This window comes from Streptomyces albidicamelliae, from assembly GCF_025642175.1.
Classification (GTDB): domain Bacteria; phylum Actinomycetota; class Actinomycetes; order Streptomycetales; family Streptomycetaceae; genus Streptomyces; species Streptomyces albidocamelliae.
On record NZ_CP106795.1, the window covers coordinates 6,527,818 to 6,552,415 of the forward strand.

General features: G+C 72.2%; 22 protein-coding genes and 1 pseudogene. 12 read left to right on the forward strand and 11 right to left on the reverse strand.

Annotated features, from left to right (window positions below; all coding sequences use genetic code 11):
• Nucleotides 1-69: 69 nt before the first annotated feature.
• Both N8I86_RS29520 and N8I86_RS29525 read left to right on the forward strand, forming a co-directional pair.
• The gene (locus N8I86_RS29520) at nt 70-1,743 is read left to right on the forward strand and encodes an AMP-binding protein (RefSeq protein WP_263279097.1); all 1,674 of its coding nucleotides are present in this window, start codon (nt 70-72) and stop codon (nt 1,741-1,743) included.
• Complete coding sequence (locus N8I86_RS29525) at nt 1,740-3,350, forward strand: AMP-binding protein (protein WP_263279098.1); 1,611 nt, start codon at nt 1,740-1,742, stop codon at nt 3,348-3,350. Before N8I86_RS29520 ends, N8I86_RS29525 begins: the two co-directional genes overlap by 4 nt.
• 149 nt (nt 3,351-3,499) lie before the next feature.
• On the opposite strand, the gene N8I86_RS29530 is transcribed toward N8I86_RS29525, so the two are convergent.
• Nucleotides 3,500-4,309, reverse strand: a complete 810-nt coding sequence (locus N8I86_RS29530) for a hypothetical protein (RefSeq protein WP_263279099.1) — start codon at nt 4,307-4,309, stop codon at nt 3,500-3,502.
• Between the two features lie 260 nt (nt 4,310-4,569).
• Between N8I86_RS29530 and gcl the strand changes: the two genes are divergently transcribed.
• Nucleotides 4,570-6,357 (forward strand): glyoxylate carboligase, encoded by a 1,788-nt coding sequence (gene gcl, locus N8I86_RS29535; RefSeq protein ID WP_073897197.1) that lies wholly within the window; start codon nt 4,570-4,572, stop codon nt 6,355-6,357.
• A 336-nt stretch (nt 6,358-6,693) separates the two neighbouring features.
• Here gcl and N8I86_RS29540 read toward each other — a convergent pair whose 3' ends face one another.
• The 5 genes from N8I86_RS29540 to N8I86_RS29560 all read right to left on the reverse strand — a co-directional run bounded on the left by N8I86_RS29540 (nt 6,694) and on the right by N8I86_RS29560 (nt 11,655).
• Complete coding sequence (locus N8I86_RS29540; RefSeq protein ID WP_263279100.1) at nt 6,694-7,215, reverse strand: TIGR04222 domain-containing membrane protein; 522 nt, start codon at nt 7,213-7,215, stop codon at nt 6,694-6,696.
• A 354-nt stretch (nt 7,216-7,569) separates the two neighbouring features.
• Nucleotides 7,570-7,803, reverse strand: a complete 234-nt coding sequence (locus N8I86_RS29545) for a hypothetical protein (RefSeq protein WP_073897192.1) — start codon at nt 7,801-7,803, stop codon at nt 7,570-7,572.
• Nucleotides 7,804-8,205: 402 nt separating this feature from the next.
• Entirely contained in the window at nt 8,206-9,669 is a 1,464-nt protein-coding gene (locus N8I86_RS29550; RefSeq protein ID WP_073897190.1) for a catalase, read from the reverse strand.
• Nucleotides 9,670-9,892: 223 nt separating this feature from the next.
• Nucleotides 9,893-10,783 (reverse strand): 2-hydroxy-3-oxopropionate reductase, encoded by an 891-nt coding sequence (locus N8I86_RS29555; protein WP_263279101.1) that lies wholly within the window; start codon nt 10,781-10,783, stop codon nt 9,893-9,895.
• Between the two features lie 41 nt (nt 10,784-10,824).
• The gene (locus N8I86_RS29560) at nt 10,825-11,655 is read right to left on the reverse strand and encodes a TIM barrel protein (RefSeq protein WP_263279102.1); all 831 of its coding nucleotides are present in this window, start codon (nt 11,653-11,655) and stop codon (nt 10,825-10,827) included.
• A 160-nt stretch (nt 11,656-11,815) separates the two neighbouring features.
• Between N8I86_RS29560 and N8I86_RS29565 the strand changes: the two genes are divergently transcribed.
• The 8 genes from N8I86_RS29565 to N8I86_RS29600 all read left to right on the forward strand — a co-directional run bounded on the left by N8I86_RS29565 (nt 11,816) and on the right by N8I86_RS29600 (nt 18,979).
• The gene (locus N8I86_RS29565; RefSeq protein ID WP_073897183.1) at nt 11,816-12,079 is read left to right on the forward strand and encodes a YkoF family thiamine-binding protein; all 264 of its coding nucleotides are present in this window, start codon (nt 11,816-11,818) and stop codon (nt 12,077-12,079) included.
• A gap of 47 nt (nt 12,080-12,126) precedes the next feature.
• On the forward strand, nt 12,127-12,438 hold the full coding sequence (locus N8I86_RS29570) for a helix-turn-helix domain-containing protein (RefSeq protein ID WP_073897861.1): 312 nt from the start codon (nt 12,127-12,129) through the stop codon (nt 12,436-12,438).
• 128 nt (nt 12,439-12,566) lie between these two features.
• A complete protein-coding gene (gene uraD / locus N8I86_RS29575; protein ID WP_073897180.1) occupies nt 12,567-13,079 on the forward strand; it encodes a 2-oxo-4-hydroxy-4-carboxy-5-ureidoimidazoline decarboxylase in 513 nt (170 codons plus the stop codon).
• 4 nt (nt 13,080-13,083) lie between these two features.
• Complete coding sequence (uraH, locus tag N8I86_RS29580; RefSeq protein ID WP_073897178.1) at nt 13,084-13,479, forward strand: hydroxyisourate hydrolase; 396 nt, start codon at nt 13,084-13,086, stop codon at nt 13,477-13,479.
• A gap of 4 nt (nt 13,480-13,483) precedes the next feature.
• Entirely contained in the window at nt 13,484-14,407 is a 924-nt protein-coding gene (gene pucL, locus N8I86_RS29585) for a factor-independent urate hydroxylase (RefSeq protein WP_073897176.1), read from the forward strand.
• Nucleotides 14,408-14,471: 64 nt separating this feature from the next.
• On the forward strand, nt 14,472-15,884 hold the full coding sequence (locus tag N8I86_RS29590) for a nucleobase:cation symporter-2 family protein (RefSeq protein ID WP_263279103.1): 1,413 nt from the start codon (nt 14,472-14,474) through the stop codon (nt 15,882-15,884).
• Nucleotides 15,885-15,953: 69 nt separating this feature from the next.
• The gene (locus tag N8I86_RS29595) at nt 15,954-17,339 is read left to right on the forward strand and encodes an 8-oxoguanine deaminase (RefSeq protein ID WP_263279104.1); all 1,386 of its coding nucleotides are present in this window, start codon (nt 15,954-15,956) and stop codon (nt 17,337-17,339) included.
• 272 nt (nt 17,340-17,611) lie between these two features.
• Nucleotides 17,612-18,979 carry a nucleobase:cation symporter-2 family protein gene (locus N8I86_RS29600; protein WP_073897168.1) on the forward strand — a complete coding sequence of 456 codons (1,368 nt, stop codon included), beginning with the start codon at nt 17,612-17,614 and terminating at the stop codon, nt 18,977-18,979.
• 73 nt (nt 18,980-19,052) lie between these two features.
• Here the strand turns inward: N8I86_RS29600 and N8I86_RS29605 are convergent, their stop codons facing one another.
• Complete coding sequence (locus N8I86_RS29605) at nt 19,053-19,850, reverse strand: helix-turn-helix domain-containing protein (protein WP_404830844.1); 798 nt, start codon at nt 19,848-19,850, stop codon at nt 19,053-19,055.
• A gap of 95 nt (nt 19,851-19,945) precedes the next feature.
• On the opposite strand from N8I86_RS29605, the gene N8I86_RS29610 reads away from it, so the two are divergent.
• Nucleotides 19,946-20,800 carry an SDR family oxidoreductase gene (locus tag N8I86_RS29610; protein WP_185091641.1) on the forward strand — a complete coding sequence of 285 codons (855 nt, stop codon included), beginning with the start codon at nt 19,946-19,948 and terminating at the stop codon, nt 20,798-20,800.
• A 63-nt stretch (nt 20,801-20,863) separates the two neighbouring features.
• Here N8I86_RS29610 and N8I86_RS29615 read toward each other — a convergent pair whose 3' ends face one another.
• From N8I86_RS29615 to N8I86_RS29630, 4 genes and pseudogenes are all read right to left on the reverse strand, one after another.
• Nucleotides 20,864-21,286 (reverse strand): acyl-CoA thioesterase, encoded by a 423-nt coding sequence (locus N8I86_RS29615; RefSeq protein ID WP_123440135.1) that lies wholly within the window; start codon nt 21,284-21,286, stop codon nt 20,864-20,866.
• Between the two features lie 53 nt (nt 21,287-21,339).
• Nucleotides 21,340-21,971 (reverse strand): annotated as a pseudogene (locus tag N8I86_RS29620) (hypothetical protein).
• Between the two features lie 87 nt (nt 21,972-22,058).
• Entirely contained in the window at nt 22,059-22,658 is a 600-nt protein-coding gene (locus tag N8I86_RS29625) for a histidine phosphatase family protein (protein ID WP_263279105.1), read from the reverse strand.
• 113 nt (nt 22,659-22,771) lie between these two features.
• Nucleotides 22,772-24,583, reverse strand: a complete 1,812-nt coding sequence (locus N8I86_RS29630; RefSeq protein WP_263279106.1) for a trypsin-like serine peptidase — start codon at nt 24,581-24,583, stop codon at nt 22,772-22,774.
• Nucleotides 24,584-24,598 lie beyond the last annotated feature (15 nt).

Here is a 24,598-nt window from a genome sequence, read left to right on the forward strand (position 1 = left end):
GGAACAGGGGAGTGGCCCCCGGGGCACCGGCGCCCGGGGGTGAACGACCGGAAAGCATGGAGGACGCAGATGACGACGGCGACCGAGGCCTTCAGGGGCGCCCGGGACTTCCTGCTGGAGCACCGCGAGGACTACACAGCCGCCTACGACGGGTTCGCCTGGCCGCGGCCCGAGCACTTCAACTGGGCGCTGGACTGGTTCGACGTGATCGCCGAGGGCAACGACCGGACCGCCCTGCACATCGTCGAGGAGGACGGCACCGAGACCCGGCTGTCCTTCGCGGAGATGGCCGAGCGCTCCAACCGGGTCGCGCACTGGCTGCGTGAGCGGGGCGTCGCCGCCGAGGACCGCATCCTCGTCATGCTCGGCAACCAGGCCGAGCTGTGGGAGACCGCGCTGGCCGCGATGAAGCTGCGTGCCGTCGTCATCCCCGCCACCCCGCTGCTCGGCCCCGCCGACCTGCGCGACCGCGTCGAGCGGGGACGGGTCAAGCACGTGGTCGCGCGGGCCGGGGACACCGCCAAGTTCGACGACGTGCCCGGCGCCTACACACGGATCTCCGTCGGCGGCCTGCCGGAGGAGGGTTGGGAGCCGTACGAGGACGCCTACGCGGCACCCGCCGAGTTCCTCCCCGACGGCCCCACCCTGGCCGACGATCCGCTGATGCTCTACTTCACCTCGGGGACCACCGCCCGCCCCAAGCTGGTCGAGCACACCCACACCTCGTACCCCGTCGGGCACCTGGCCACCATGTACTGGATCGGTCTGAAGCCCGGCGACGTCCACCTGAACATCTCCTCGCCGGGCTGGGCCAAGCACGCCTGGTCCAACCTGTTCGCCCCGTGGAACGCGGAGGCGACCGTCTTCATCCACAACTACACCCGGTTCGACGCGGCCCGGCTGATGGCCGAGATGGACCGGGCCGGGGTGACCACCTTCTGCGCCCCGCCGACGGTGTGGCGCATGCTCATCCAGGCGGACCTCGGTCAGCTGCGCACCCCGCCCCGCGAGGTGGTGGCCGCCGGCGAGCCGCTGAACCCCGAGGTGATCGAACAGGTCAGGCGGGCCTGGGGGCGCACCGTCCGGGACGGCTTCGGGCAGACCGAGACCGCCGTCCAGGTCTCCAACAGCCCCGGCCAGGAGCTCAAGACCGGCTCGATGGGCCGGCCCAGCCCCGGCTACCGGGTCGAACTCCTCGACCCGGTCTCCGGCGCCCCCGGCGCCACCGAGGGCGAGATCTCGCTGGACCTCTCCGAGAGCCCGGTCGGCCTGATGACCGGCTACCACGGCGACCCCGACCGCACGGCCGAGGCCATGGCGGGCGGCTACTACCGCACCGGCGACATCGCCTCCCGCGACGAGGACGGCTACCTGACCTACATCGGCCGCGCCGACGACGTCTTCAAGGCCTCCGACTACAAGATCAGCCCGTTCGAGCTGGAGAGCGCGCTGCTGGAGCACGAGGCGGTGGCCGAGGCGGCCGTCGTGCCCGCACCGGACGACCTGCGGCTCGCCGTCCCCAAGGCGTACGTCGTCCTCGCCGAGGGCTGGGAGCCCGGACCCGACACCGCGAAGGTCGTCTTCGAGCACTCCCGCCAGGTCCTCGCCCCCTACAAGCGCATCCGCCGGCTGGAGTTCGGCGCGCTGCCGAAGACCGTCTCCGGCAAGATCCGCCGGATCGAGCTGCGCGAGGCCACGGCCGCCGGCTCGGCCGACGAGTACCGCGAGGAGGACTTCCGGTGACCGCACAGCTGTCGTACACCCACGGGACGGGGACCACCGCCCTGCTCGGCGACACCATCGGCGCCGACCTGGACCGGGCGGTGGCCGCCTGGCCCGACCGGGAGGCCCTGGTCGACGTCCCCACCGGCCGGCGCTGGACCTACGCCGCGTTCGCCGCCGACGTCGACCGGCTGGCGTGCGCGCTGCTCGCGAGCGGGATCGCCAAGGGCGACCGGGTGGGCATCTGGGCGGTCAACTGCGCCGAGTGGGTGCTCGTGCAGTACGCCACCGCACGCGTCGGCGCCGTCATGGTCAACATCAACCCGGCCTACCGCACCCACGAGGTGGAGTTCGTCCTCAACCAGGCGGGGATCTCCCTGCTGTTCGCCTCCCTCAGTCACAAGTCGAGCGACTACCGGGCGATGGTCGAGGAGGTACGCGGCCGATGCCCGCGGCTGACCGAGACCGTGTACATCGGGGACCCGGGCTGGGAGGCGTTCACCGCGCGCGGTTCGGACATCCCGCGCGACGAACTGCGGGACCGTGAGGCGTCGTTGTCCTGCGACGACCCCATCAACATCCAGTACACCTCGGGCACGACCGGCTTCCCGAAGGGCGCCACCCTCTCCCACCACAACATCCTCAACAACGGCTACTTCGTGGGGGAGTCGATCTCCTACACCGAGCAGGACCGGATCTGCATCCCGGTGCCCTTCTACCACTGCTTCGGCATGGTCATGGGGAACCTGGCCGTCACCTCGCACGGCGCCTGCATGGTGATCCCGGCCCCGTCCTTCGAGCCGAGGGCCACCCTGGAGGCGGTGCAGCGGGAGCGCTGCACGTCCCTGTACGGGGTTCCGACGATGTTCATCGCCGAGCTGAACCTCGCCGACTTCGCCTCCTACGACCTCTCCACCCTGCGCACCGGCATCATGGCGGGCTCGCCCTGTCCGGTGGAGGTGATGAAGCGGGTGGTCGCCGAGATGCACATGGAGGAGGTCTCCATCTGCTACGGCATGACCGAGACCTCGCCGGTGTCGCTCCAGACGCGCATCGACGACGACCTGGAGCACCGCACCGGGACCGTCGGCCGCGTCCTGCCGCACCTGGAGGTCAAGGTCGTCGACCCGGCCACCGGCGTGACGCAGCCGAGGGGCACGGCCGGCGAGCTGTGCACCCGCGGGTACAGCGTGATGCTCGGCTACTGGGACGAGCCGGAGAAGACCGCCGAGGCCGTCGACGCCGGACGCTGGATGCACACCGGCGACCTCGCGACGATGCGCGAGGACGGCTACGTCGAGATCGTCGGCCGCATCAAGGACATGATCATCCGGGGCGGCGAGAACATCTACCCGCGCGAGATCGAGGAGTTCCTCTACGCCCACGCCAAGATCAGGGACGTCCAGGTCGTCGGGGTGCCGCACGAGAGGTACGGCGAGGAGGTCCTCGCCTGCGTCATCCCGCACGATGCGGCCGACCCGCCCACGCTGGAGGAGGTGCGCGCCTTCTGCGAGGGCCGGCTCGCCCACTACAAGATCCCGAGCAGGCTCCGGATCCTCGACTCCTTTCCGATGACGGTGTCCGGAAAGGTGCGCAAGGTCGAACTGCGGGAGAAGTTCCAGGTGTAACCCAGCGGGAATCGAGCATGCGCTGATTGCTCGAGGACGGGTCCCGGTCGCCGGAGCGCGCTGTCGGCGGCGCACTCGGCCCGGGGCCCGTCGGCGTCCCCGACGTGTGCCGCCCGCGGGCGGGCGCCGGTGGCGCGCCGCCCGCGGTGTCAGGTGCGCCGGTCCCGCGCTTCGGTGCCCGGGGCCGGGGCCCCTTCCCCGTGCAGCGCCTCGGCCGGGTCGTTCATCGGCCGCGGGGCTCCGGCGAGGTCCAGGACGAACAGCGGGACGCCGAGCGAGGCGGCGCGGGTCCGGGCCGCGTCGGTGTAGCCGGCCAGGGAGAAGTAGACGCAGCTCGCCGACTCCGTCATCGCCGTCAGCCACAGGCACTCCACGTCCCGCAGCGCGGCCGGCCGCACGGTCGGGTCCACCTGGGCGAGCAGGTCACGGGCGGCGAGCCCGACGCCGTTCGGCGGCCGCCGGTCGGCGCGGCGGATGCCCCGGTAGCCGAGCCAGCGCAGATAGAGGGCGGCGGCGGTGACGGCGTCACGGGCGGTGCGGATGGCGCGGGGCTGGAAGGCGGGCCGCCGCGCGGCGGCGGCCTTCCCGGCGTCCGGCCCGGCCGGTGTGCCTCGCGAGCCGGGTGCGGCCGGTGCCTGCTCCGGTGTGCCTCGCGAGCCGGGTGCCGCCTCGGTCAGGGGACCGGCGGACGGCTCGGGCGCGGTCGTCACCGGGACCCGCAGCACCGTGCCGCACGGGCAGCCCAGTTCCGGCCGGGGCCACTGGTTGCGGCGCCCGCAGACGGCGCAGGGCACGGTGAGCCACTCGTCGTCCCAGGCGCGGTGTGCCGAGACGGCCGCTTCGGTGGCCGGGTCGAGCCGCGGGGCGGTGGGAGCGCCGCACGCGCACGGGTAGACCGGTGCGGAATACAGGTGCGCGCGCCGGCAGGCGGGACAGCGCACCGGCACGCTCTCGGGCATGGCCCTCTCCAAGGCGTCGCGTCGCAGCGGCCGTCGGACGACGGCGCACCCATCGTCCTCCTCCCGCACCCCTCCTGTCCGGTGCTTGCCGTGTCCCGGCGTCTCTTGACGAGGTTCGGCGGCCCCCGTACATTGCTTCCAGATAGTAGAAGTTAGATTCCGCATCGTGGAAGTCATGCGGAAGATTGCCCATCTGGAGACTGTGCTCACCGCGGGGCGCGACGGGAGTACGCATCCGACAGCCGAAGCAGGAGTACTCGATGGCCCGTATGACCGCTGCCCGCGCGGCAGTTGAGATCCTCAAGCGCGAGGGCGTCACCGACGCCTTCGGTGTGCCGGGCGCGGCGATCAACCCGTTCTACAAAGCCCTCAAGGAGGGCGGCGGCATCAACCACACCCTCGCCCGCCACGTCGAGGGCGCCTCGCACATGGCCGAGGGCTACACCCGGACCCGGCCGGGCAACATCGGTGTCTGCATCGGCACGTCCGGCCCGGCCGGCACGGACATGATCACCGGCCTCTACTCCGCCATCGGCGACTCGGTCCCGATCCTGTGCATCACCGGGCAGGCGCCCACGCACGTGATCCACAAGGAGGACTTCCAGGCCGTCGACATCGCCTCGATCGCCAAGCCGGTCACCAAGATGGCGGTGACCGTCCTGGAGGCCGCGCAGGTCCCGGGCGTCTTCCAGCAGGCCTTCCACCTGATGCGTTCCGGCCGCCCCGGACCGGTCCTGATCGACCTGCCGATCGACGTGCAGCTCACCGAGATCGAGTTCGACCCGGAGACGTACGAGCCGCTGCCCGTCTACAAGCCGGCCGCGACCCGTGCCCAGATCGAGAAGGCGATCTCCTTCCTGCTGGCCGCCGAGCGCCCCGTCATCGTCGCCGGCGGCGGCGTCATCGGCGCCGACGCCACCGATCTGCTGGTCGAGTTCGCCGAGCTGACCCGGACCCCGGTGATCCCGACCCTGATGGGCTGGGGCACCCTGCCCGACGACCACGAGCTGAACGCCGGCATGGTCGGTGTCCAGACCTCGCACCGGTACGGCAACGCCACCTTCCTGGAGTCGGACTGCGTCCTCGGCATCGGCAACCGCTGGGCCAACCGTCACACCGGCTACAAGCTCGACGTCTACCGCGGCGACCGCAAGTTCGTCCACGTCGACATCGAGCCCACCCAGATCGGCAAGATCTTCCCGCCGGACTACGGGGTCGTCTCCGACGCCAAGGCCGCGCTGGAGCTGTTCGTCGAGGTCGCCCGGGAGCTGAAGGCCGACGGCCGGCTGCCCGACCGCGCCGAGTGGGTCGCCTCCACCCAGGAGCGCAAGGCCACCCTGCTGCGCCGTACGCACTTCGACGACGTGCCGATGAAGCCGCAGCGCGTGTACGAGGAGATGAACAAGGCCTTCGGCCCGGACACCCGGTACGTCACCACGATCGGCCTGTCCCAGATCGCCGGCGCGCAGATGCTGCACGTCTACAAGCCGCGCCACTGGATCAACTGCGGTCAGGCCGGCCCGCTCGGCTGGACCATCCCGGCCGCGATCGGCGTCGCCAAGGCCGACCCGGACTCCCCGGTCGTCGCGCTCTCCGGCGACTACGACTTCCAGTTCATGATCGAGGAACTGGCGGTCGCCGCGCAGCACCGGATCCCCTACGTCCACGTGCTGGTCAACAACGCCTACCTGGGCCTGATCCGGCAGGCGCAGATCGGTCTCGACATCAACTTCCAGGTCAACCTGGAGTTCGAGAACATCAACACGCCGGAGATCGGCGTCTACGGCGTGGACCACGTCAAGGTCGCCGAGGGCCTGGGCTGCAAGGCCATCCGGGTCACCGAGCCGGGCCAGCTGGGCGCGGCCTTCGAGCAGGCGAAGAAGCTGGCCGCCGAGTACCAGGTGCCGGTGGTCGTCGAGGCGATCCTGGAGCGGATCACCAACATCTCCATGAGCCGCACGATGGACATCAGCGACATCTCCGAGTTCGAGGAACTGGCCACCGAGCCCGGCCACGCGCCGACGTCGGTGAAGCCGCTGAAGGTCTGACCCACCCGGCCCAGCAGGGGCGGACCGTCCGGAAGGACGGCCCGCCCCTTCGCCGTACGGCTCCGGCGCGCGGTGCCCGCATGAGCGGCCTTGTCCCGCACGCGCGTGCGTGCCGCGACTGCCGCCGATGCGGCTGGGGGCCGGACCCGGTTGCGCCTGGGCCTTGGTGTCGGCCGTGGCCGAGCGGGGTGGGGGTCGGCGCCGGCGCCGTGCCCTGTGAAGTCGCCGTCGGACCGTGGCCGCCGTGGCCGTGTCGCGGGGGCGCCGATGTGGCTGGGTGCCGGACCCGGTCGCGCCCGGGCCTTGGTGTCGGCCGTGGCCGAGCGGGGGTGGGGGTCAGCCGTAGCCGCCGCTTCCGCATCCGGCGCCGTGGTCGTGGCCGCCGCCGTGCCCGCCGAAGTCGGCGCCGTGACCGTGGCCGGTGCCGTGGGTGGGGGCGTCGGTGCCCGGACCGTGGCTGTCGTCGTGCCGGCCCGGCAGCCCTCCGTCGCCGGCGATGCCGCGCAGGCCCGAGCCCCGGCCGAAGGGGAAGAGCCCCTCGTCGGCGAGCGCACCGCGGCCGGTGAGCCCGGAGTCGCGGGCGAACACCGGCACCAGCACGGTCAACGCCCGCTCGCCGTGCAGCGCGACGGTGAGCAGGACCTGGTCGTGGGAAAGGTCGCCGGGGCCGTCCGGCAGCGGATGCAGCGCACGCAGCGCGGCCAGCTCACGGCGGGCGGCACGGGTGGGGCCGGGCGGCAGCGACCGCAGCAGTCCGGCGGCCCGCAGCTCGGCGCGCATCCGGGCCAGGGCCCGCCGTACCACCGCCCGGCCGGGCAGCTCCCGCGGTCCGGCGGCCCGGTACAGACCGGTGCGCACCGCCTTCTCCAGCGGGTGGCGGAAGGGCCTGCGGCAGCGGGCCCGCCGGCCCTGCGCAGGGTGCCGGGCCGGCCGGCCTCCACCACGCCGCGCAGATGCAGTCCGAGCACGGCGACGGTCAGCGCGGCGCGGTCGCCGCCCCGCAACAGGGCCACCGCGCAGGCGTCCGGTGGAATCGATGGCGTACGGTCCACGGCTCACCCCCGCGAGGGGGCCCGCCGCCCCCGTGCCGGCGGGCCCCGTCTGCCGGTGACATGCCCGCGCGCGGGGGTGGCCCAAGCATGGTCCGCGCTGTTCAGAGGTTGATTTGAGGATGGCGTAGTGCCGCTACGGTCCCTGCCGTACGCGGCGCGGCTACCACTCGTGCTCGGAGAGTCCGGGCCAGTCGTCCGGGCCCCCGCCCTGCCACTCGATCAGATCGCTCTCCTCCACTTCGATCCGGTCCAGGTCGGCCAGCCGCAGGATCTCCACGACGTCGTCCAGGTGGGAGGCGATGCCCAGGGTCACCTCGCCCTCGGTGACCCGGCGGGAGCCGTCCAGGGCGGGCGAGTGGACCACGATGTGCGGGTACTGCGTCGGATTGCCCATGGCATCAGCCTCCTGCGGAAGGGGACCCCGCGCACGCCGGGGCCGCGACGACGCGAAGCGCCCCCTGGGCAGGGGGCGCTTCGGTGTCCGGTGATGGCCGTCCGACGGCGCGAGGCTGGGCGCGACAGGTCGTTCGCGCCGCCGGACGGGGCAGGTGGCCCCCGGTACGGGGGCTGGGTGGGACCGCGGCGGATGCGACGGATCCGGGTGCTCTTCCCTCAGGTCGAGAAGGGCACGCCGTTCCTTCACCACCGCACTGGCTCGCACGCCGCCGCGGTCCTCGCCCTGCCCGCGCCTCCACCGGCGGCCACCCCTCATCCGGGCCGTCCGGCACAGCGCGCGGGCCGCGTCCGAAATCATGACCTCCCGTCAGATTCCGTACGCTGCTTGCGGGTTCCTGGGTCAGTCCTCGCGCAGGGCGCGGACCGCCGCCTCCACGCGCCTGCCGTACTCCGGGTCGGCGGCGTGGAAGTGGGCCAGGTTCTTCTCGATCACGTCGTCGCGGGAGACCTGCGAGAGGCCGCCGGCGATGTTCGCGACGAGGCGGGACCTCTCCTCCTCGGACATCAGGCGGTACAGGTCGCCCGCCTGGACGAAGTCGTCGTCCTTGGTGTGGAGGGGAGCCTCGTGGGTGCCGGTGTGACCCGACACCGGCAGGGGGGCCGACAGCGGGCGGCCGGTCTCGGCCGGGCCGTCGTAGGAGTTCGGCTCGTAGTTCTTGGCGCCGCGGCCCTGGCCGTTGACCGCCATGAGGCCGTCCCGGCCGTAGTTGCGGGCGCCGCCCGGGACCGCCTTGGGGGCGTTCACGGCGAGCAGGGTGTGGTTGACGCCGAGGCGGTAGCGGTGGGCGTCCGCGTAGGCGAACAGCCGGCCCTGGAGCATCTTGTCCGGGGACGGCCCGATGCCGGGCACGAAGTTGTTCGGGGAGAACGCGGCCTGCTCGACCTCGGCGAAGACGTTGTCCGGGTTGCGGTCGAGGACCAGGCGGCCCACCCGCTGGAGCGGGTAGTCCTTGTGCGGCCACACCTTGGTGAGGTCGAACGGGTTGAAGCGGTAGTCGGCCGCCTCGGCCGCCGGCATGAGCTGCACGTACAGGGTCCAGGACGGGTGCACGCCCCGCTCGATGGCCTGCAGCAGGTCCGTCTGGTGGGAGTTCGCGTCCTGACCCACGGTCTCCGCGGCCTGCTCGCTGCTCAGGCAGCGGATGCCCTGGTTCGTCTTGAAGTGGTACTTGACGAAGAAGGCCTCGCCCTGCGCGTTCGTCCACTGGTAGGTGTGCGAGCCGTAGCCGTTCATGTGGCGGTACGACGCCGGGATGCCGCGGTCGCCCATCAGCCAGGTCACCTGGTGCGTGGCCTCGGGGGCGTGCGCCCAGAAGTCCCAGACGTTGTCCGGCTCCTGCCTGCCCGTGAACGGGTCCCGCTTCTGCGAGTGGATGAAGTCGGGGAACTTGATCGGGTCCTTGATGAAGAACACCGGGGTGTTGTTGCCGACGAGGTCGTAGTTGCCCTCCTCGGTGTAGAACTTCACCGCGAAGCCGCGGGGGTCGCGGACGGCGTCCGCGCCGCCGAGGGAGTCGGCGACCGTCGAGAAGCGCAGGAACACCTCGGTGCGCTTGCCGATCTCGCTCAGGAAGTCGGCGTGGGTGAAGCCGGTGACGTCGTCCGTCACCTCGAAGTGGCCGTACGCGCCGGAACCGCGGGCGTGCACGACGCGCTCCGGGATCCGCTCGCGGTTGAAGCGCGCGAGCTTCTCCAGGAGGTGCTGGTCCTGGAGGAGGAGCGGGCCGCCTGCGCCGGCGGAGGCGGAGTTCTGGTTGTCGGCGACCGGGGCGCCGGACTCTGTCGTCAGCACGCGCTTCGACATCGGGGACCTTCCGTGCGAGAGGGCAGCGGGAATCTGCGGAACTGCGAGATGTTCGGAATCTTCGGAAACAGACTTCCGCTTCATGGAGCTTCCGCTGGCGTGAGCCTAGATTTGGGTGGACGGGGCGTCAACAGTTTGTTGAAGTGGGTTCCGGGCGGCGCCGACGCCTGGGCGCGACAGGACAGGTGTCGGCGGCGGCGCCGCCCGGAAGTCTCGGGGTGCGTCAGACCTGGGCGCCGGAGAGCCGCTCCACGGCCCGCAGCAGGGCCGAGTGGTCCAGGCCGCCGTCGCCCTGGGCGCGCAGGGAGGCGACCAGCTGGGCGACCACGGCGCCGACGGGCAGGGCCGCGCCGACGTTGCGGGCGGCGTCGGTGACGATGCCCATGTCCTTGTGGTGCAGGTCGATGCGGAAGCCGGGCTTGAAGTCGCGGGCCAGGAAGTTGTCCTTCTTGCGCGTCAGCACGGTGGAGCCGGCGAGGCCGCCGTTGAGGACGTCCAGCGCGGCCCTGAGGTCCACGCCCGACTTCTCCAGGAAGACCACGGCCTCGGCGCACGCCTGGATGTTCACGGCGACGATCAGCTGGTTGGCCGCCTTCACGGTCTGGCCGGAGCCGTGCGGGCCGCACAGCGCGATGGTCTTGCCGAGGGCCTCGAAGATCGGCTCGGCCTCGTCGAAGTCCGCCCGGTCGCCGCCGACCATGATCGACAGCACGGCCTCCACGGCGCCGGCCTCGCCACCGGACACGGGGGCGTCCAGCACCCGGATGCCCTTGTCCTTCGCGGCGGCGGCCAGGTCCACGGAGGTCTGCGGGGTGATCGAGGACATGTCGATCAGCAGGGCGCCGGACCTGGCGTTCTCCAGGATGCCGTCGGGGCCGTAGGCGATGGCCTCGACGTGCGGGGAGGCGGGGACCATGGTGATCACCACGTCGGCGTCCCGGACCGCCTCGGCGATCGAGCCGGCCGCGGTGCCGCCGGCGGCGGCCAGGCGGTCCAGCTTGTCCTGCTCCAGGGTGTAGCCGGTGACCGCGTAACCCGCCTTGACCAGGTTCTCGGACATGGGGGAGCCCATGATGCCGAGGCCGATCCAGGCGATCTTGGGAAGGTTGCTCATCTTCGGGGTGCCTCTCTGACTGCTCTGCAAGGTCGGGGGGTTCAGCGCGCTTCGCGCGGGAGCCACTCGAAGGCCTCGGCGCTGGGACGGTCGCCCGGCTTGTACTCCAGGCCGACCCAGCCGTCGTAACCGGCCTTCCGCAGCCGGTCCAGCAGCTCCTCCAGCGGGAGCGAGCCGGTGCCGGGGGCGCCGCGGCCGGGGTTGTCGGCGATCTGCACGTGCCCGGTCCGCGCCGCGTACCGGTCGATCACCGAGGGCAGGTCCTCGCCGTTCATCGACAGGTGGTACAGGTCCATGAGGAACTTGGCGTTCCCGAGGCCCGTGGCCGCGTTGACCTTGTCGACGACCTCGATCGCGGACGGTGCCGACACCAGCGGGTACAGCGGCGATTCGGGCCGGTTGAGCGCCTCGATCAGCAGGATCGCGCCGATCCGGTCGGCGGCCCGGGCGGCGAGCACCAGGTTCTCCAGGGCGAGCGCGTCCTGGGTGGCCGGGTCCGCGCCGTCGACGCGGTTGCCGTACAGGGCGTTCAAGGCCTTGCAGCCGAGCGACTGCGCGAAGTCCGCGGCCACGTCGATGTTGGCGCGGAACCTCTCCGACTCCTCGCCCGGGACCGACAGGGCGCCGCGGTCCGGGCCCGGCAGCTGCCCGGCGTAGAAGTTCAGCCCGGTGAGCTGGACGCCCGCGTCCTCGATCGCCTTCTTCAGGGCGTCGAGCTCGGACCGCTCGGGGGTGGGGGAGTCGATCCAGGGCCACCACAGCTCGACCGCGGTGAAGCCGGCCGCGGCGGCGGCCGCGGGACGCTCCAGGAGCGGGAGTTCCGTGAAGAGGATCGACAGGTTGACGTTGAAGCGCTGGTCTGCGAATCCCATTCGGGCCGCGCTCCCTTCCGTGGTTCTAGTTTCCATATCGCGGAAGTTCGTTTCTGCGTAATGGAAGATTGCCGCCGGGTGTCGGCGCTTGTCAAGAGGGCCCGGCAGCCCGTCCGCACCGGGCGGCCCCAAAACCCGCGGCGCGCGTTAGGTTGTGCGCGTGCGATTGAGAGTGGAGTTCACGACCGAACCCTTCGACCTGGAAGAGGCACCCGCGCACGCCCTCGTGGCGCGGCAGGTCCTCGAGGCGGCCGAGTTGGACGCCGTGGACGTCGGCCCGTTCGGCAACACCGCGGAAGGGGCCGCCGACGGTGTGCTCACCGCCGTCGACGCGCTGCTGCGCAAGGCCCTGGAGGCCGGTGCGACCCGGGTCTCGCTCCAGGTCAACGTGATCGAGGGCGCGAGCGGGGAGGGCGAGCGTTGACCGGGGACGAGCCCTTCATCGCGGCCGTGAAGCCGCTGATCGACGCCATGGGCGGGGAGATGCTCCCGCCGGACGAGGCCGGGCCGGAGGACGTCGTCCTCGCCTGGGAGGGTGCTGACGTCGTCGCCGTACGCCTGCCCCAGCTCGCCGACTCCCTCGACCACATCCTCGCCGCCATGGAGCGCAGACAGGGCCGGCCGCTGGCCGACCTGGACCGCAAGGCCAAGCAGGAGGTCGTGCGCATACTGGAGGCGCGGGGCGCCTTCGCCGTGCGGCACGGCGTGGAGACGGTGGCGGGCGCGCTGGGCGTCAGCCGCTTCACGGTCTACAACTACCTGAACCGGGAGAAGGGGGCCTGAGCGGCCCCGGGCGCCTCCGCGGCTTGTTACGCGGATTTTTCAACAAAGTGTTGACGTGATGTTTCCGAGGGCGTTAGCTATCGGCAGCCCGTTCAGCACGAAGGCCCATCGCGGCCACGGAGGCTCCCGTGACGTCGACTTCCACGCCCCCGGGCCTCGCCCGGTTCAACGACCTGGAGGAGGACGCGGCCCTCGCCGCCCTCCACGAGGCGTGCGCCTCCACCGAGTGGGCCCGGCGACTGCTCGCCGCCCGTCCCTACCCCACCGCCGAAGCGCTCTACGCGGCCGGTGACGCCGCCACGGCCGAGCTGACCGCCGAGGACCTCGCCGAGGCGATGGCCGGGCACCCGCCGATCGGGCGTCCCAAGCCCGGCGACCCGACCTCCGCCCGTGAACAGCGCGGCATGGCCGGCGCCTCCGAGGACCTCAAGGCGGAGCTGCTCGAACTCAACCTGGCCTACCAGGACAAGTTCGGCCACGTCTTCCTCATCTGCGCCACCGGCCGTACCGGCGAGCAGATGCGCGACGCGGTCAAGGAGCGGATCGGCAACTCGCCCGAGCAGGAGCGGGAGATCGTCCGCACCGAGCTGGGCAAGATCAACCGCATCCGACTGGCCCGACTCGTCGAAGAGGACGCCTGACACCATGAGCACCAGCACCACCGCCTCCGTGTCCACGCACATCCTGGACACCTCCGTCGGCCGCCCCGCCGAGGGCGTCGCCGTCCAGCTCGCCGCCCGCAGCGGGCGCGACGCGAACTGGCAGGCGCTCGGCGGTTCCGCGACCGACGCCGACGGCCGGTGCAAGGACCTGCCGGCCCTGCCGGAGGGGACCACCCACGTACGGCTCGACTTCGCCGTCGAGGCGTACTTCGAGAAGAAGCAAGCCGATGCGCAGCAGGACGCCCCCGCGAATCGGGACAGCGGAACCGGTGTGTTCTTCCCGGAGGTGGCGATCACGTTCGCCGTCGTACCGGGCGAGCACTACCACGTGCCGCTGCTGCTCAACCCGTTCGGCTACTCCGTTTACCGAGGGAGCTAGCTAAATGCCCACGATTCTGGGACAGAACCAGTACGGCAAGGCCGAGAACCGAGTCGTCAAGATCACGCGGGACGGCGCCACCCACCACATCAAGGACCTCAACGTATCCGTGGCGCTGAGCGGCGACATGGAAGAGGTCCACTACTCCGGCTCCAACGCCAACGTCCTGCCGACCGACACCACCAAGAACACGGTGTTCGCGTTCGCCAAGGAGCACGGCATAGAGTCCGCCGAGCAGTTCGGCATCCACCTCGCCCGCCACTTCGTCACCTCGCAGGAGCCGATCCACCGCGCCCGGATCCGCATCGAGGAGTACGCCTGGGAGCGGATCGAGACCTCCGACGCCAACTCGAAGTTCATCGGCTCGGACGAGGTCAAGCACTCCTTCGTGAAGAAGGGCCAGGAGACCCGTCTCACCCAGATCACCTACGACGGCCGGAAGTGGGAGGTCGTCTCCGGCCTCAAGGACCTGACGGTGATGAACTCGACCAACTCCGAGTTCTGGGGCTACGTCAAGGACAAGTACACCACCCTCCAGGAGGCGTACGACCGCATCCTGGCGACCTCGGTCTCCGGCCGCTGGCGGTTCAACTGGACCGACGACGAGCAGAAGATGCCCAACTGGGAGAAGTCCTACGCGCAGGTCAAGAAGCACATGCTCCAGGCCTTCGCCGAGACCTACTCCCTCTCGCTGCAGCAGACGCTGTACCAGATGGGCTCGCGCATCATCAACAACCGCGGCGAGATCGACGAGGTCCGCTTCTCGCTGCCGAACAAGCACCACTTCCTGGTGGACCTGGAGCCGTTCGGCCTGAAGAACGACAACGAGGTCTACTTCGCCGCCGACCGCCCCTACGGCCTCATCGAGGCCACCATCCTGCGGGACGGCTGTGAGGCCCTGATCCCGGTCGACACGACCAACCTCTGACGCGGGACGCGCGCCCCCGGCCCCGCCACCCGGGCCGGGGGCCCGCCACACCGGAGGGAACGAAATGGCACAGCCTGCGAAAGGGCCCGCCACAGCCCTAGGTCCCACCCCGCCGGCGCACACCGAGGACGCCGTCACGTCCGTGCACCCGGTGGACGAGAAGCTCCATGTCACCCGGCTCGTCCCGGCCGCGCTCCAGCACATCGCCGCGATGTACGCGGGCGTCGTCACTCCTCCGCTCATCATCGGCCAGGCCTGCGGGCTCGACATCGCGGCCCGTACCCGGCTCATCGCCGCGAGCCTGCTCATCGCGGGCGTCGCGACCGTCCTCCAGACCATCGGCGTCAAGGGCCTCGTCGGCAACCGGCTGCCCTTCGTCAACGCCGCCTCCTCCGCCGGCATCGCCCCGATCCTCGCGATCGCCGAGACCACCGGCAAGGGACACCAACTCCCCGCGATCTACGGCGCGGTGATGGTCGCCGGCGCCTTCTGCCTGGCGCTCGGCCCGTTCTTCGGGCGGCTGCTGCGCTTCTTCCCGCCCCTGGTCACCGGCGTCGTCATCACCCTGATCGGCGTCACCCTCATGCCCGTCCCCGTGAGCTGGGCCCAGGGCGGCGACAAGGCCGCCGCCGACTTCGGCGCCATGCGGCACCTCGCGCTGGCCGGCTTCACCCTCGCCGTCATCCTGCTGGTGCAGCGCTTCGGCCGCGGCTTCGTCAAACAGGTCGCCCTGCTGTTCGGGCTGTTCGTCGGCACCCTGGCCGCGATCCCCTTCGGCATGGCCGACTTCAGCGGGCTGCGGTCCGCGCCGGTCGCCGCGCTGCCCACCCCGTTCGCCTTCGGCGCCCCCGAGTTCCAGCCCGCGGCCGTGCTGTCGCTGTGCATCGTGATGCTCGTGCTGATGACCGAGAGCTCCGCCGGCATGCTCGCCCTCGGCGAGATCTGCGACCGCCCCGCCGACGCGAGGACCATCACCCGCGGCCTGCGCACCGACGGTCTCGCCACCCTGCTCGGAGCCGCCTTCGGCGGCTTCCCCACCTCCGCCTTCGCCCAGAACGTCGGCGTCGTCTCCCTCACCCGGGTGCGCAGCCGGTACGTCGTCGCCGTCGCCGGAGCCACCCTGCTGGTCCTCGGCGCCTTCCCGGTCCTCGGTGCCGTCGTCTCCCTGGTCCCCATGCCGGTCCTGGGCGGCGCGGGCATCGTGCTCTTCGGCTCGATCGCCGTCAGCGGCATCCGAACCCTGTCCGAGGCGGGGCTGGACGACAGCTCCAACATCATCCTGGTGGCCGTGGCGCTCGGTGCCGGCATCATCCCGCTGGCCGCGCCGACCTTCTACGCGGACTTCCCGGCCTGGGCGCAGACCGTGCTCGGCTCCGGCATCAGCGCGGGCGCGCTCGTCGCCGTCCTGCTCAATCTGTTCTTCCACCACCTCGGCACCCGGAGCGGCAGGCCCGTTCCGGCACTCAAATCCTCCTAGGGTCCTGCCGTGCCCTCCCCGTGGACACCCCTTCGGTCCACGGGCCGCCACTGACAGACAGGAAGCACCATGGCACCATCGGCAGCCCAGCGCATCGTCATCGAGAACTGCGCGATCGCGACCGTGGACGCGGGCGACACGGAGTACGCCTCCGGGTACCTGGTCCTGGCCGGCAACCGGATCGAGTCGGTCGGCGCGGGCAAGGCCCCCGAAGGCCTCGAGAACGTGGTGCGCCGGATCGACGCGACCGGCCACCTGGTCACGCCCGGCCTGGTCAACACCCACCACCACTTCTACCAGTGGATCACCCGGGGCCTGGCCACCGACCACAACCTGTTCAACTGGCTGGTGGCGCTCTACCCGACGTGGGCGCGCATCGACGAGCAGATGACGTACGCGGCCGCGCAGGGGTCCCTCGGCATGATGGCCCGCGGCGGTGTCACCACCGCCATGGACCACCACTACGTCTTCCCGCAGGGCTCCGGCGACCTGTCCGGCTCGATCATCCGCGCCGCCGCGGAGATGGGCGTACGGTTCACGCTGGCCCGCGGCTCGATGGACCGCAGCGAGAAGGACGGGGGCCTGCCGCCGGACTTCGCCGTCGAGACGCTGGAGGGCGCGCTCGCCGCCACCGAGGAGACCGTCAAGAAGCACCACGACGCCTCCTTCGACGCCATGACCCAGGTGGCCGTCGCCCCCTGCTCCCCGTTCTCCGTCTCCACCGAACTCCTGCGGCAGGGCGCCGAGCTGGCCCGCCGGCTCGGCGTACGGCTGCACACCCACGGCTCGGAGACCGTGGAGGAGGAGAAGTTCTGCCACGAGCTGTTCGGCATGGGCCCGACGGACTACTTCGAGTCCACGGGCTGGCTCGGTGAGGACGTGTGGATGGCCCACTGCGTCCACATGAACGACTCCGACATCGCCGCCTTCGCCCGCACGAAGACCGGTGTCGCCCACTGTCCCTCGTCCAACGCCCGGCTCGCGGCCGGTATCGCCCGCGTGCCCGACATGCTCCGGGCCGGCGTCCCGGTCGGCCTGGGCGTGGACGGCACCGCCTCCAACGAGTCCGGCGAACTCCACACCGAACTGCGCAACGCCCTGCTGATCAACCGCCTCGGCGCCCACCGCGAGGCCGCCCTCGACGCCCGCCAGGCACTGCGGCTCGGCACGTACGGCGGCGCCCAGGTGCTCGGCCGCGCCGAGCAGATCGGCTCGCTGGAGCCCGGCAAGCTCGCCGACCTGGTGCTCTGGAAGATGGACACGCTCGCCCACGCCTCCATCGCCGACCCGGTGACCGCGCTCGTCTTCGGTGCCGCGGCCCCGGTCACCGCCTCCTTCGTCAACGGCCGGCAGATCGTCGAGAACGGCCGCCTGCTGCACGTCGAGGAGGACGCCATCGCCCGCTCCACCCGCGAGGAGGCCCAGCGCCTCGCCCGGATCGCCGCCCAGGGCTGATCCACACCCCGCACTCCGGCGCCCCGGCCCCCCGTGGCGAGGCGCCGGTCGACTCCGGCCGGGAGGGACGGCTCACGGCCGGAGCCGTGGATCCGAGCGGGATCCACGGCAAGCCGTCTCCGGGGCGCGTGCGCACGCGCGCGCCCCGGAACGGTCACCGCCCCACCGCTCACCGCTCGAGCGCCACCCCGTCACGGTCCCGCACGACCACACGCACCACCTCCCAGAAACCCACGTCGACGACGACGTGTTACCCGCCCGGAGGAGCAGCCGTGGCCGCCCATCCTGTTGACGAGAAACTCCCCGCCCTGAAAATGGCGACCAGCGGCCTGCAGCACGTGGCCGCCATGTACGCCGGAGTAGTCGCACCACCCCTGATCGTCGGCGCGGCCGTGGGCCTGAGCGCGACCGATCTGACGTTCCTCACCGGCGCCTGCCTGTTCACCGCGGGCCTCGCCACCTTCCTGCAGACGCTGGGCATCTGGAAGATCGGCGCCCGGCTGCCCTTCGTCAACGGCGTCACCTTCGCCGGTGTCGCCCCCATGACCGCCGTCGTCGCCTCCACCGAGGACAAGTCCGACGCCCTGCCGATCATCTTCGGCGCGGTCATCGTCGCCGGCCTCCTCGGGTTCGTCGCCGCGCCCTTCTTCAGCAAAGCGATACGTTTCTTCCCGCCGGTGGTCACCGGCTCGGTCATCACCCTCATCGGTGTGTCCCTGCTGCCGGTCGCCTTCGGCTGGGCCCAGGGTCCCAACCCGAAGGCCGGGGACTACGGTTCGACCACCTACCTCGCCCTCGCCGGCATCACCCTGCTCATCGTGCTGCTGCTGCGCCGCTTCACCCGCGGGTTCGTCAAGCAGATCGCCGTGCTCCTCGGGCTGGTCGTCGGCACCCTCGTCGCGATCCCCTTCGGGGTCACGGACTTCGGCCCGGTGGCCCACGCCGACGTGGTGGGCTTCCCGACGCCGTTCCACTTCGGCGCCCCGCAGTTCCAGCTCGCCGCCATCCTCTCGCTGTGCGTGGTGATGGTCGTCTCCATGACCGAGTCGACCGCCGACATGCTGGCCCTCGGCGAGATCGTCGAACGGCCCGCCGACGAGCGGACCATCGCGGCCGGCCTGCGCGCCGACACCCTCGGCTCGGCGCTCAGCCCGCTGTTCAACGGCTTCATGTGCAGCGCCTTCGCCCAGAACATCGGCCTGGTGGCGATGACCCGGATCCGCAGCCGGTACGTCGTCGCGACCGGTGGCGGCTTCCTGGTCCTGATGGGCCTGTGTCCGATGGCCGCCTCGCTCATCGCCGTCGTGCCCCGCCCGGTCCTCGGCGGCGCCGGCATCGTCCTGTTCGGGTCGGTCGCAGCGAGCGGCATCCAGACCCTGATGCGGGCCGGCCTCGACCGGGACAACAACGTTCTGATCGTCGCCGTCTCCCTCGCCGTCGGGATCATCCCGATCACCGCGCCCGGGTTCTACCACGCGTTCCCCGAGACCGCGAAGATCGTCCTGGACTCGGGCATCTCCACCGGCTGCGTCACGGCCGTGGTGCTCAACCTGCTCTTCAACCACCTCGGCAAGGGCCGGGAGGCCCACGACGTCACCCACCCGATGGAGGCGGGCGAGGAGATCGCGGCGGTGCACTGACCGCGCGGCGGGCCGCGGCGCAGCACACCGCGGTCCGCCCGCCGTGACGGCCGGGGCCCCGGACGCCCCGGCCTCAGCCGCCCGCCGCAGCCCGGCAGGGGGTCGTCGAGGGCAGCCGGCCGGTGACGTACGAGCGGGGCGGTACGCCCATCAGGGACCGGAAGTCGGACGTCATGTGCGACTGGTCGTAGTACCCGGTGGCGACCGCGAGTTCGGACCAGGAAGCCGTCGCGGCCCGGGTGACGACCGTGCGTACCCGGTCGATGCGCGCGTAGTGCTTGGGGGAGACCCCCACCCCCTCCGCGAACAGGTTGCGCAACTGGCGCTCGCTGACCGCCAGTTCGCGCGCGACGTCACGGACCTGCGCGGGGGCCCGGCCCGCCCGGACGGACAGTGCGTCGGCCCCGGCCCGCACCAGCGCGGTACGCCCGTGGTCCGCGGCCGCCGGCAGCGTCCCGGGGAGCGCCTCCGCCAGATACGGAACCACCTCCCCGGGCTCCAGATGGCGCAGCTTCCTCGCGAGCCGCCGCGCCGTCCCGCCCGGCAGCCGGTCCAACGGCACGGCCCGGCCGACCAGTTCGGCGGCCGGGACGCCCAGCAGGGGCAGGGCGGTTCCGGGGGCGAGGCGCAGTTCCAGACAGGACAGATGGGCCTTGCCCTCGTGGTACGAGGCACGCACCCGCGGTCCGACGGCCAGCACGTCCCGGTGCCCGTCGGCCGACACCCGCAGCACCACCTTGGTGACCGCGTCGGGCAGATGGACGAAGGCGGCCCCGCCCGGATCGGCGGAGGACACGTTCCTCACCCCGGTGATCCAGGGGCGCAGCATCTCGGCTGTGTTCAGGGCCAGTTCGGCGCTCGCGTTCGGCACCTGACCAGCCTAGGCGCGCGGCACGCCCCCGGGGCGGGCGAAGCGTGCCGGTTTTTCCAAGAGCCGCGGACCCCGTCCGGGCCACCGTGGACCCCATGATCCTGGTGACGGGTGCCACGGGCACCATCGGAAGTGAAGTCGTACGACAGCTCGCGGAGAGCGGCGCCGAGGTCCGCGCCCTGACCCGCGACCCGGCGCGGGCGAAGGTGCCGCAGGGCGTCGAGGTGGTGCGCGGGGACTACGGCGACCCGGGCTCCCTCGACGCTCCGACGGAGGGCGTGACGGCCGTGTTCCTCGTCGGTGTCCCGGGCCCGTCCGCGCAGCACGACCGGGCGCTCGTGGCCGCGGCGGAGAGGGCGGGGGTACGCCGGCTGGTGAAGCTCTCCGCCATCGGCACCGGCGACCCCGAGGCCGGCCCGTTCGGTCAGTGGCATGCGGACGGTGAGCGGGCCGTCCGGGAGAGCGGGGCCGAGTGGACGGTCCTGCGGCCCTCGTCGTTCGCCTCCAACACGCTGAGCTGGGCGCCGGCGCTCCGGAACGGCGAACCGGTACCCAACATGACCGGGGACGGGGCGTCCGGGGTGATCGACCCGAGGGACGTGGCCGCGGTGGCCGTGCGGGCCCTGCTCGACGACGGGCACTCCGGACGCACGTACACCCTGACCGGTCCCGAGGCGATCAGCGTCCCGGAGCAGGCCGTCGTCCTCGCCTCGGTCCTCGGCCGCCCGGTCCGGACCCGCGACCTGTCCCCGGAGGGGACCCGGGAATTCCTCCGCACCGTCTGGGGCTTCGACGAGACGCGGGCCGAGGGCGTCCTGACCGGAACGGCCCATGTCCGCCGGGGCGGCAACGCGCTGGTCACACCGGACGTACCGGAGGTGCTGGGCAGGAGGGCCCGGCCCTACCGGGAGTGGGCCGAGGACAACCGGGCTGCCTTCACGGGCAGTTGACAGTACGCCGGGGGCGCCGGGTGTCGTAGGGGCGGCCGGGCCGGGCCGGCCCATACGCGAGCGCTACAGCCCGAACAGGTCCAGGTCGGTGGCCAGGTCCTTGAAGATCTTCCGGGGATCGGGGAGCAGCTTGCGTTCCGCCAGGTTCAGCATGCCGCCCACCGCGGTGAGTTCCGCAGCGAGGGTGCCGTCGGCCTTGCGGATCTCCTGCCGGATCCGGAAGGTCTTGCCGCCGCCCCACTCGAACGCGCAGGACACGTCGACCTCGTCGCCCGCGAGCAGCTCGCGCCGGTAGCGGATCGTCGTCTCCAGCGCCACCGGGCCCACGCCCCGGCCCACCAGCCGGGCCTGGCTGATGCCGGCCGCCTGCAGCAGCGACCAGCGGGCGTGCTCGGCGTAGTTGAGGTACACCGCCTGGTTGAGGTGTCCCTGTACGTCGGTCTCGTACCCGCGGACGGTCACACGGACGGAAAACGGTTCGGACACCTGCTTGCCCTTCTCACGTTCGGATCTGCGGTGCACCGATCATGGCACGGGGGTCACACCCGGCGCGGCGAGGCCAGCAGATACCGCGCCCTGCTCCGCGGCTCGGTGTACTCGCCGGTCTGCCAGCCGGCCCCCTCCAGCGTGGCCGCGCAGGCCGCCAGCGTCTCCGCGTCCGGCGTGTACACGGCGACCGCCTCCGGCTGCGGGGTCGCCCGCACCCGGTAGCCGTCGGTGTCCCCGCCCGCCGGTCGGTGGCCCGCCGCCTCCAGGGCCAGGGCGGCGGCCCGCACCAGATGCGCGCGCTCCCAGCCGCAGGGCCGGTCCGTCGCCCCGTCGGGATGGGTCATCCGGCGCAGTTCCAGCAGCCCCTGCCAGCGCCGTGCACCTCGCGCCGCCGGGCCGGGCCGGACGGCGGGGCGTCCTCCTCGCCGCCGACCCGCGCCGCGAACACCCCCGTCGGCGGCCCCTGCTCCCGTGGCGCCTCGGGCACCGGGTCCGGCGCCGCCTCCCGTATCCGGTGCCCGGCCGGGGTCAGGAAGTGGTCGTGCGGCGGCCGCGGGTGCCGGAAGGCGAGGCCCCGCTTCACCAGCGCGGCGAGCTGGGCCTCCGTGCCGCGCAGCCGGCCGGTGACCGCGTCGGCGGCCTCGATCACCCGCTGCTGGGCGGCGGTCGGGGGTCGTGTCACGGCGCGCTCCTTCCGATGCCGTCCTGCACGGACCGCCCCGGTGGACGGCCTCTTCGCAGCGTACGACCCGGGTCCGACAGCCCCGCCCTACTCCGGCGGCCGGATGTTCCAGCCCGCCACCACCGGGCGGCCGTGCTCCGTGCCGAGGCGGCACAGCGTCCCCGTCGCCAGCTGGAACAGGGCGCCGTGCCGCGGGGGCAGGCCCAGGCGGCGGGCGGTGAGGACGCGCAGGAAGTGGCCGTGGGCGACCAGCACGACGACCCCCTCGGTGTTGGCGAGGGCGGCGTCGACCTTGCCCAGCATGCGGTCGGCGCGTTCCCCGACCTGCTCCGGGCTCTCGCCCGGATGCTCCGGCGGGCCGGGCGCGACCCCGTCGTCGAACAGGAACCAGTCGGGCCGGGTCCGCTGGATCTCCACGGTGGTCACGCCCTCGTACCCGCCGTAGTCCCATTCGCGCAGGTCGGCGTCGACCCGACCGTCGGGGATGCCGATGAGCTCGGCGGTCTCCCGGGCCCGCTGCGAGGGGCTGACGAAGGCCGCCCCGATCCGGTGCGAGCGGATCAGCGGCACCAGCCGGCGCGCCTCCTGCCGCCCGTGCTCGGTGAGGGGCACGTCGGTCCAGCCGGTGTGCCGTCCGGAACGCGACCACTCGGTCTCACCGTGCCGGACGAGAAACAGGTCACCCACGTCAGCGCCCTTCCCGCTCGCCTGCCAGCGCTCCCAGCACTGTCAGCACTCCCAGCACGGTGCCACAGGGCGGCCGAGACCCGCAGGGCGGACTGCGCCAGACGGCCGTGCGCTCAGGTGCCGGGATGGACCAGCGTCCGCTCGGTGCCGAGCGTCCGGGGGCGTGTGTCGGCGTACAGGCTGGTCTCGCCGTCGGACCAGCGGACGACCAGATCGTCGGCCGTGTGGCCGGCGGTGAGGTCGCCGGCCGTCATGACCTGGGCGTGCTTCCACAGGCCGTTCGGCCCGCGCATCCGGGACTTCGTGCCGAGCCCCGCGGCCGAGGTGCCCGCGTAGGTGTCGAGCGTGCCGTCGGTCCGGCGCACGAGCAGGTCCCAGTCGGGGGTGCGGCCGAAGTTCCCGGCGGTGAGCAGGGCCGCCTTGGTCCAGGTGCCGTTCGCGGCGACGAGCTGCCTGCCGGTGCCGAACGAGCCCGCCGTGATCTTGGTGTAGACGCTCACCCGGCCGTCCGACCGGCGGACCAGCAGGTCGGTCGCGCCGTCGCCGCCGTGGAACTGCCCGGCCGTCAGCTGCACGGCGTTCTTCCAGCCGGAACCGGGGGCCGCCATGCGTATCTCGCGGCCCGTACCGGACGCCCCGAGGTCCGGGTAGAGGGTCACCTCGCCGTCGGACCAGCGCACCAGCAGGCCGTCGTGGCCGGTGCCGGCGAAGGCCCCGCCGGTGAGGGTGCGGGCGTGCTTCCAGGTGGAGTTGGCCTTCCGCAGCCGCAGCTCGGTGCGGAACCCGCCGTCACCGTCGCCGGGATGCAGGGTGACGGCGCCGTCGGACCAGACCACGACCAGGTCGCCCTGTCCGTCGCCGGTGTAGTCGCCGGAGGCCATGAGCGCGGCCCCGCGCCACCGCGTGGCGCCGCCCGCCAGCTTCTCGCCCAGGCCCTGGTACGGCGGCTGGTCGGCGGGCGGGGTCCGGTCGGCCACGGCGTCGGCGAGGAGCTTCTCGGCGTCGGCGCCGAACGCGGGGGCGTAGCTGATGTAGTCGGCGTTCGCGTCGTTGCCGCCGCCGTTGTAGCCGCCGAGGTTGCCGATCACGTGCCCGGAGCGCGCGTCGTCCTTGTAGTCGGTGATCCACGGGCTGCCGGACACCCCGCCGTAGTAGCCGCCGCAGGTCATCGACATCTGCCGGTACCCGTGCAGTTGCCTGGTGGGCACGGTGCACTTCACCGCGCGCCCCGCGCCGTTGTGCCGGTACGAGGGGTAGCCCACGACGGTCACGCCGCGGTGGTCGTATCCGCCGGCCCGGGTGAAGGTCAGCCCGCCGCCCACCGCGTCCTGCAGCGAGGTTCCGTGCTGGTTGGGGGAGACCCGGGCGAACGCGGTGTCCAGGTCGGACGAGGCCTTCTTGGTGGTCGTACCGCCGTTGTCGGGCCGGTACCGCGAGTCGATGAAGACGCGCTTGACGGGGAAGATGCCGTACGGCTGCTGGTCCGGTCCGGCGCCCTTCTTGAACTTGGGGACGAAGATGTAGTCGCCCTTCATGTTCCGCGCGCAGTGGGCCGCGGTGAGGACGATGTTCCGCGCCGACGTGTCGATCACGCTGCCGGTGCAGTGCCAGGTGGTGCCGCGCGGTCCGTCGGAACCGAAGAACGTCCCCACGAGCCGGGTCCCCTTGTAGAGGGTGCCCTGGGGCCGGTGCGCCGCCGCGCTCCCGGGCCGCGTCGGCCCCGGCGGTGCCTGGCGTACGGCGTCCAGCGGTGCCGCGTCGGCCATGCGCTCGGCGGTCCAGAACCGGGCGGCGTCCGCGGCCTCCTGGCCGTCCGCGGGCCGGGGCGGTGCGGACGGCGCGGCCTGGGCGGCCGGGGCCGTGAGTGCGAGGGCCGCCGCGCACAGGGCGGCGAGGGCCGTACGGCGTCGGTGATCGATGAACAAGGGTGCTCCCCGTGG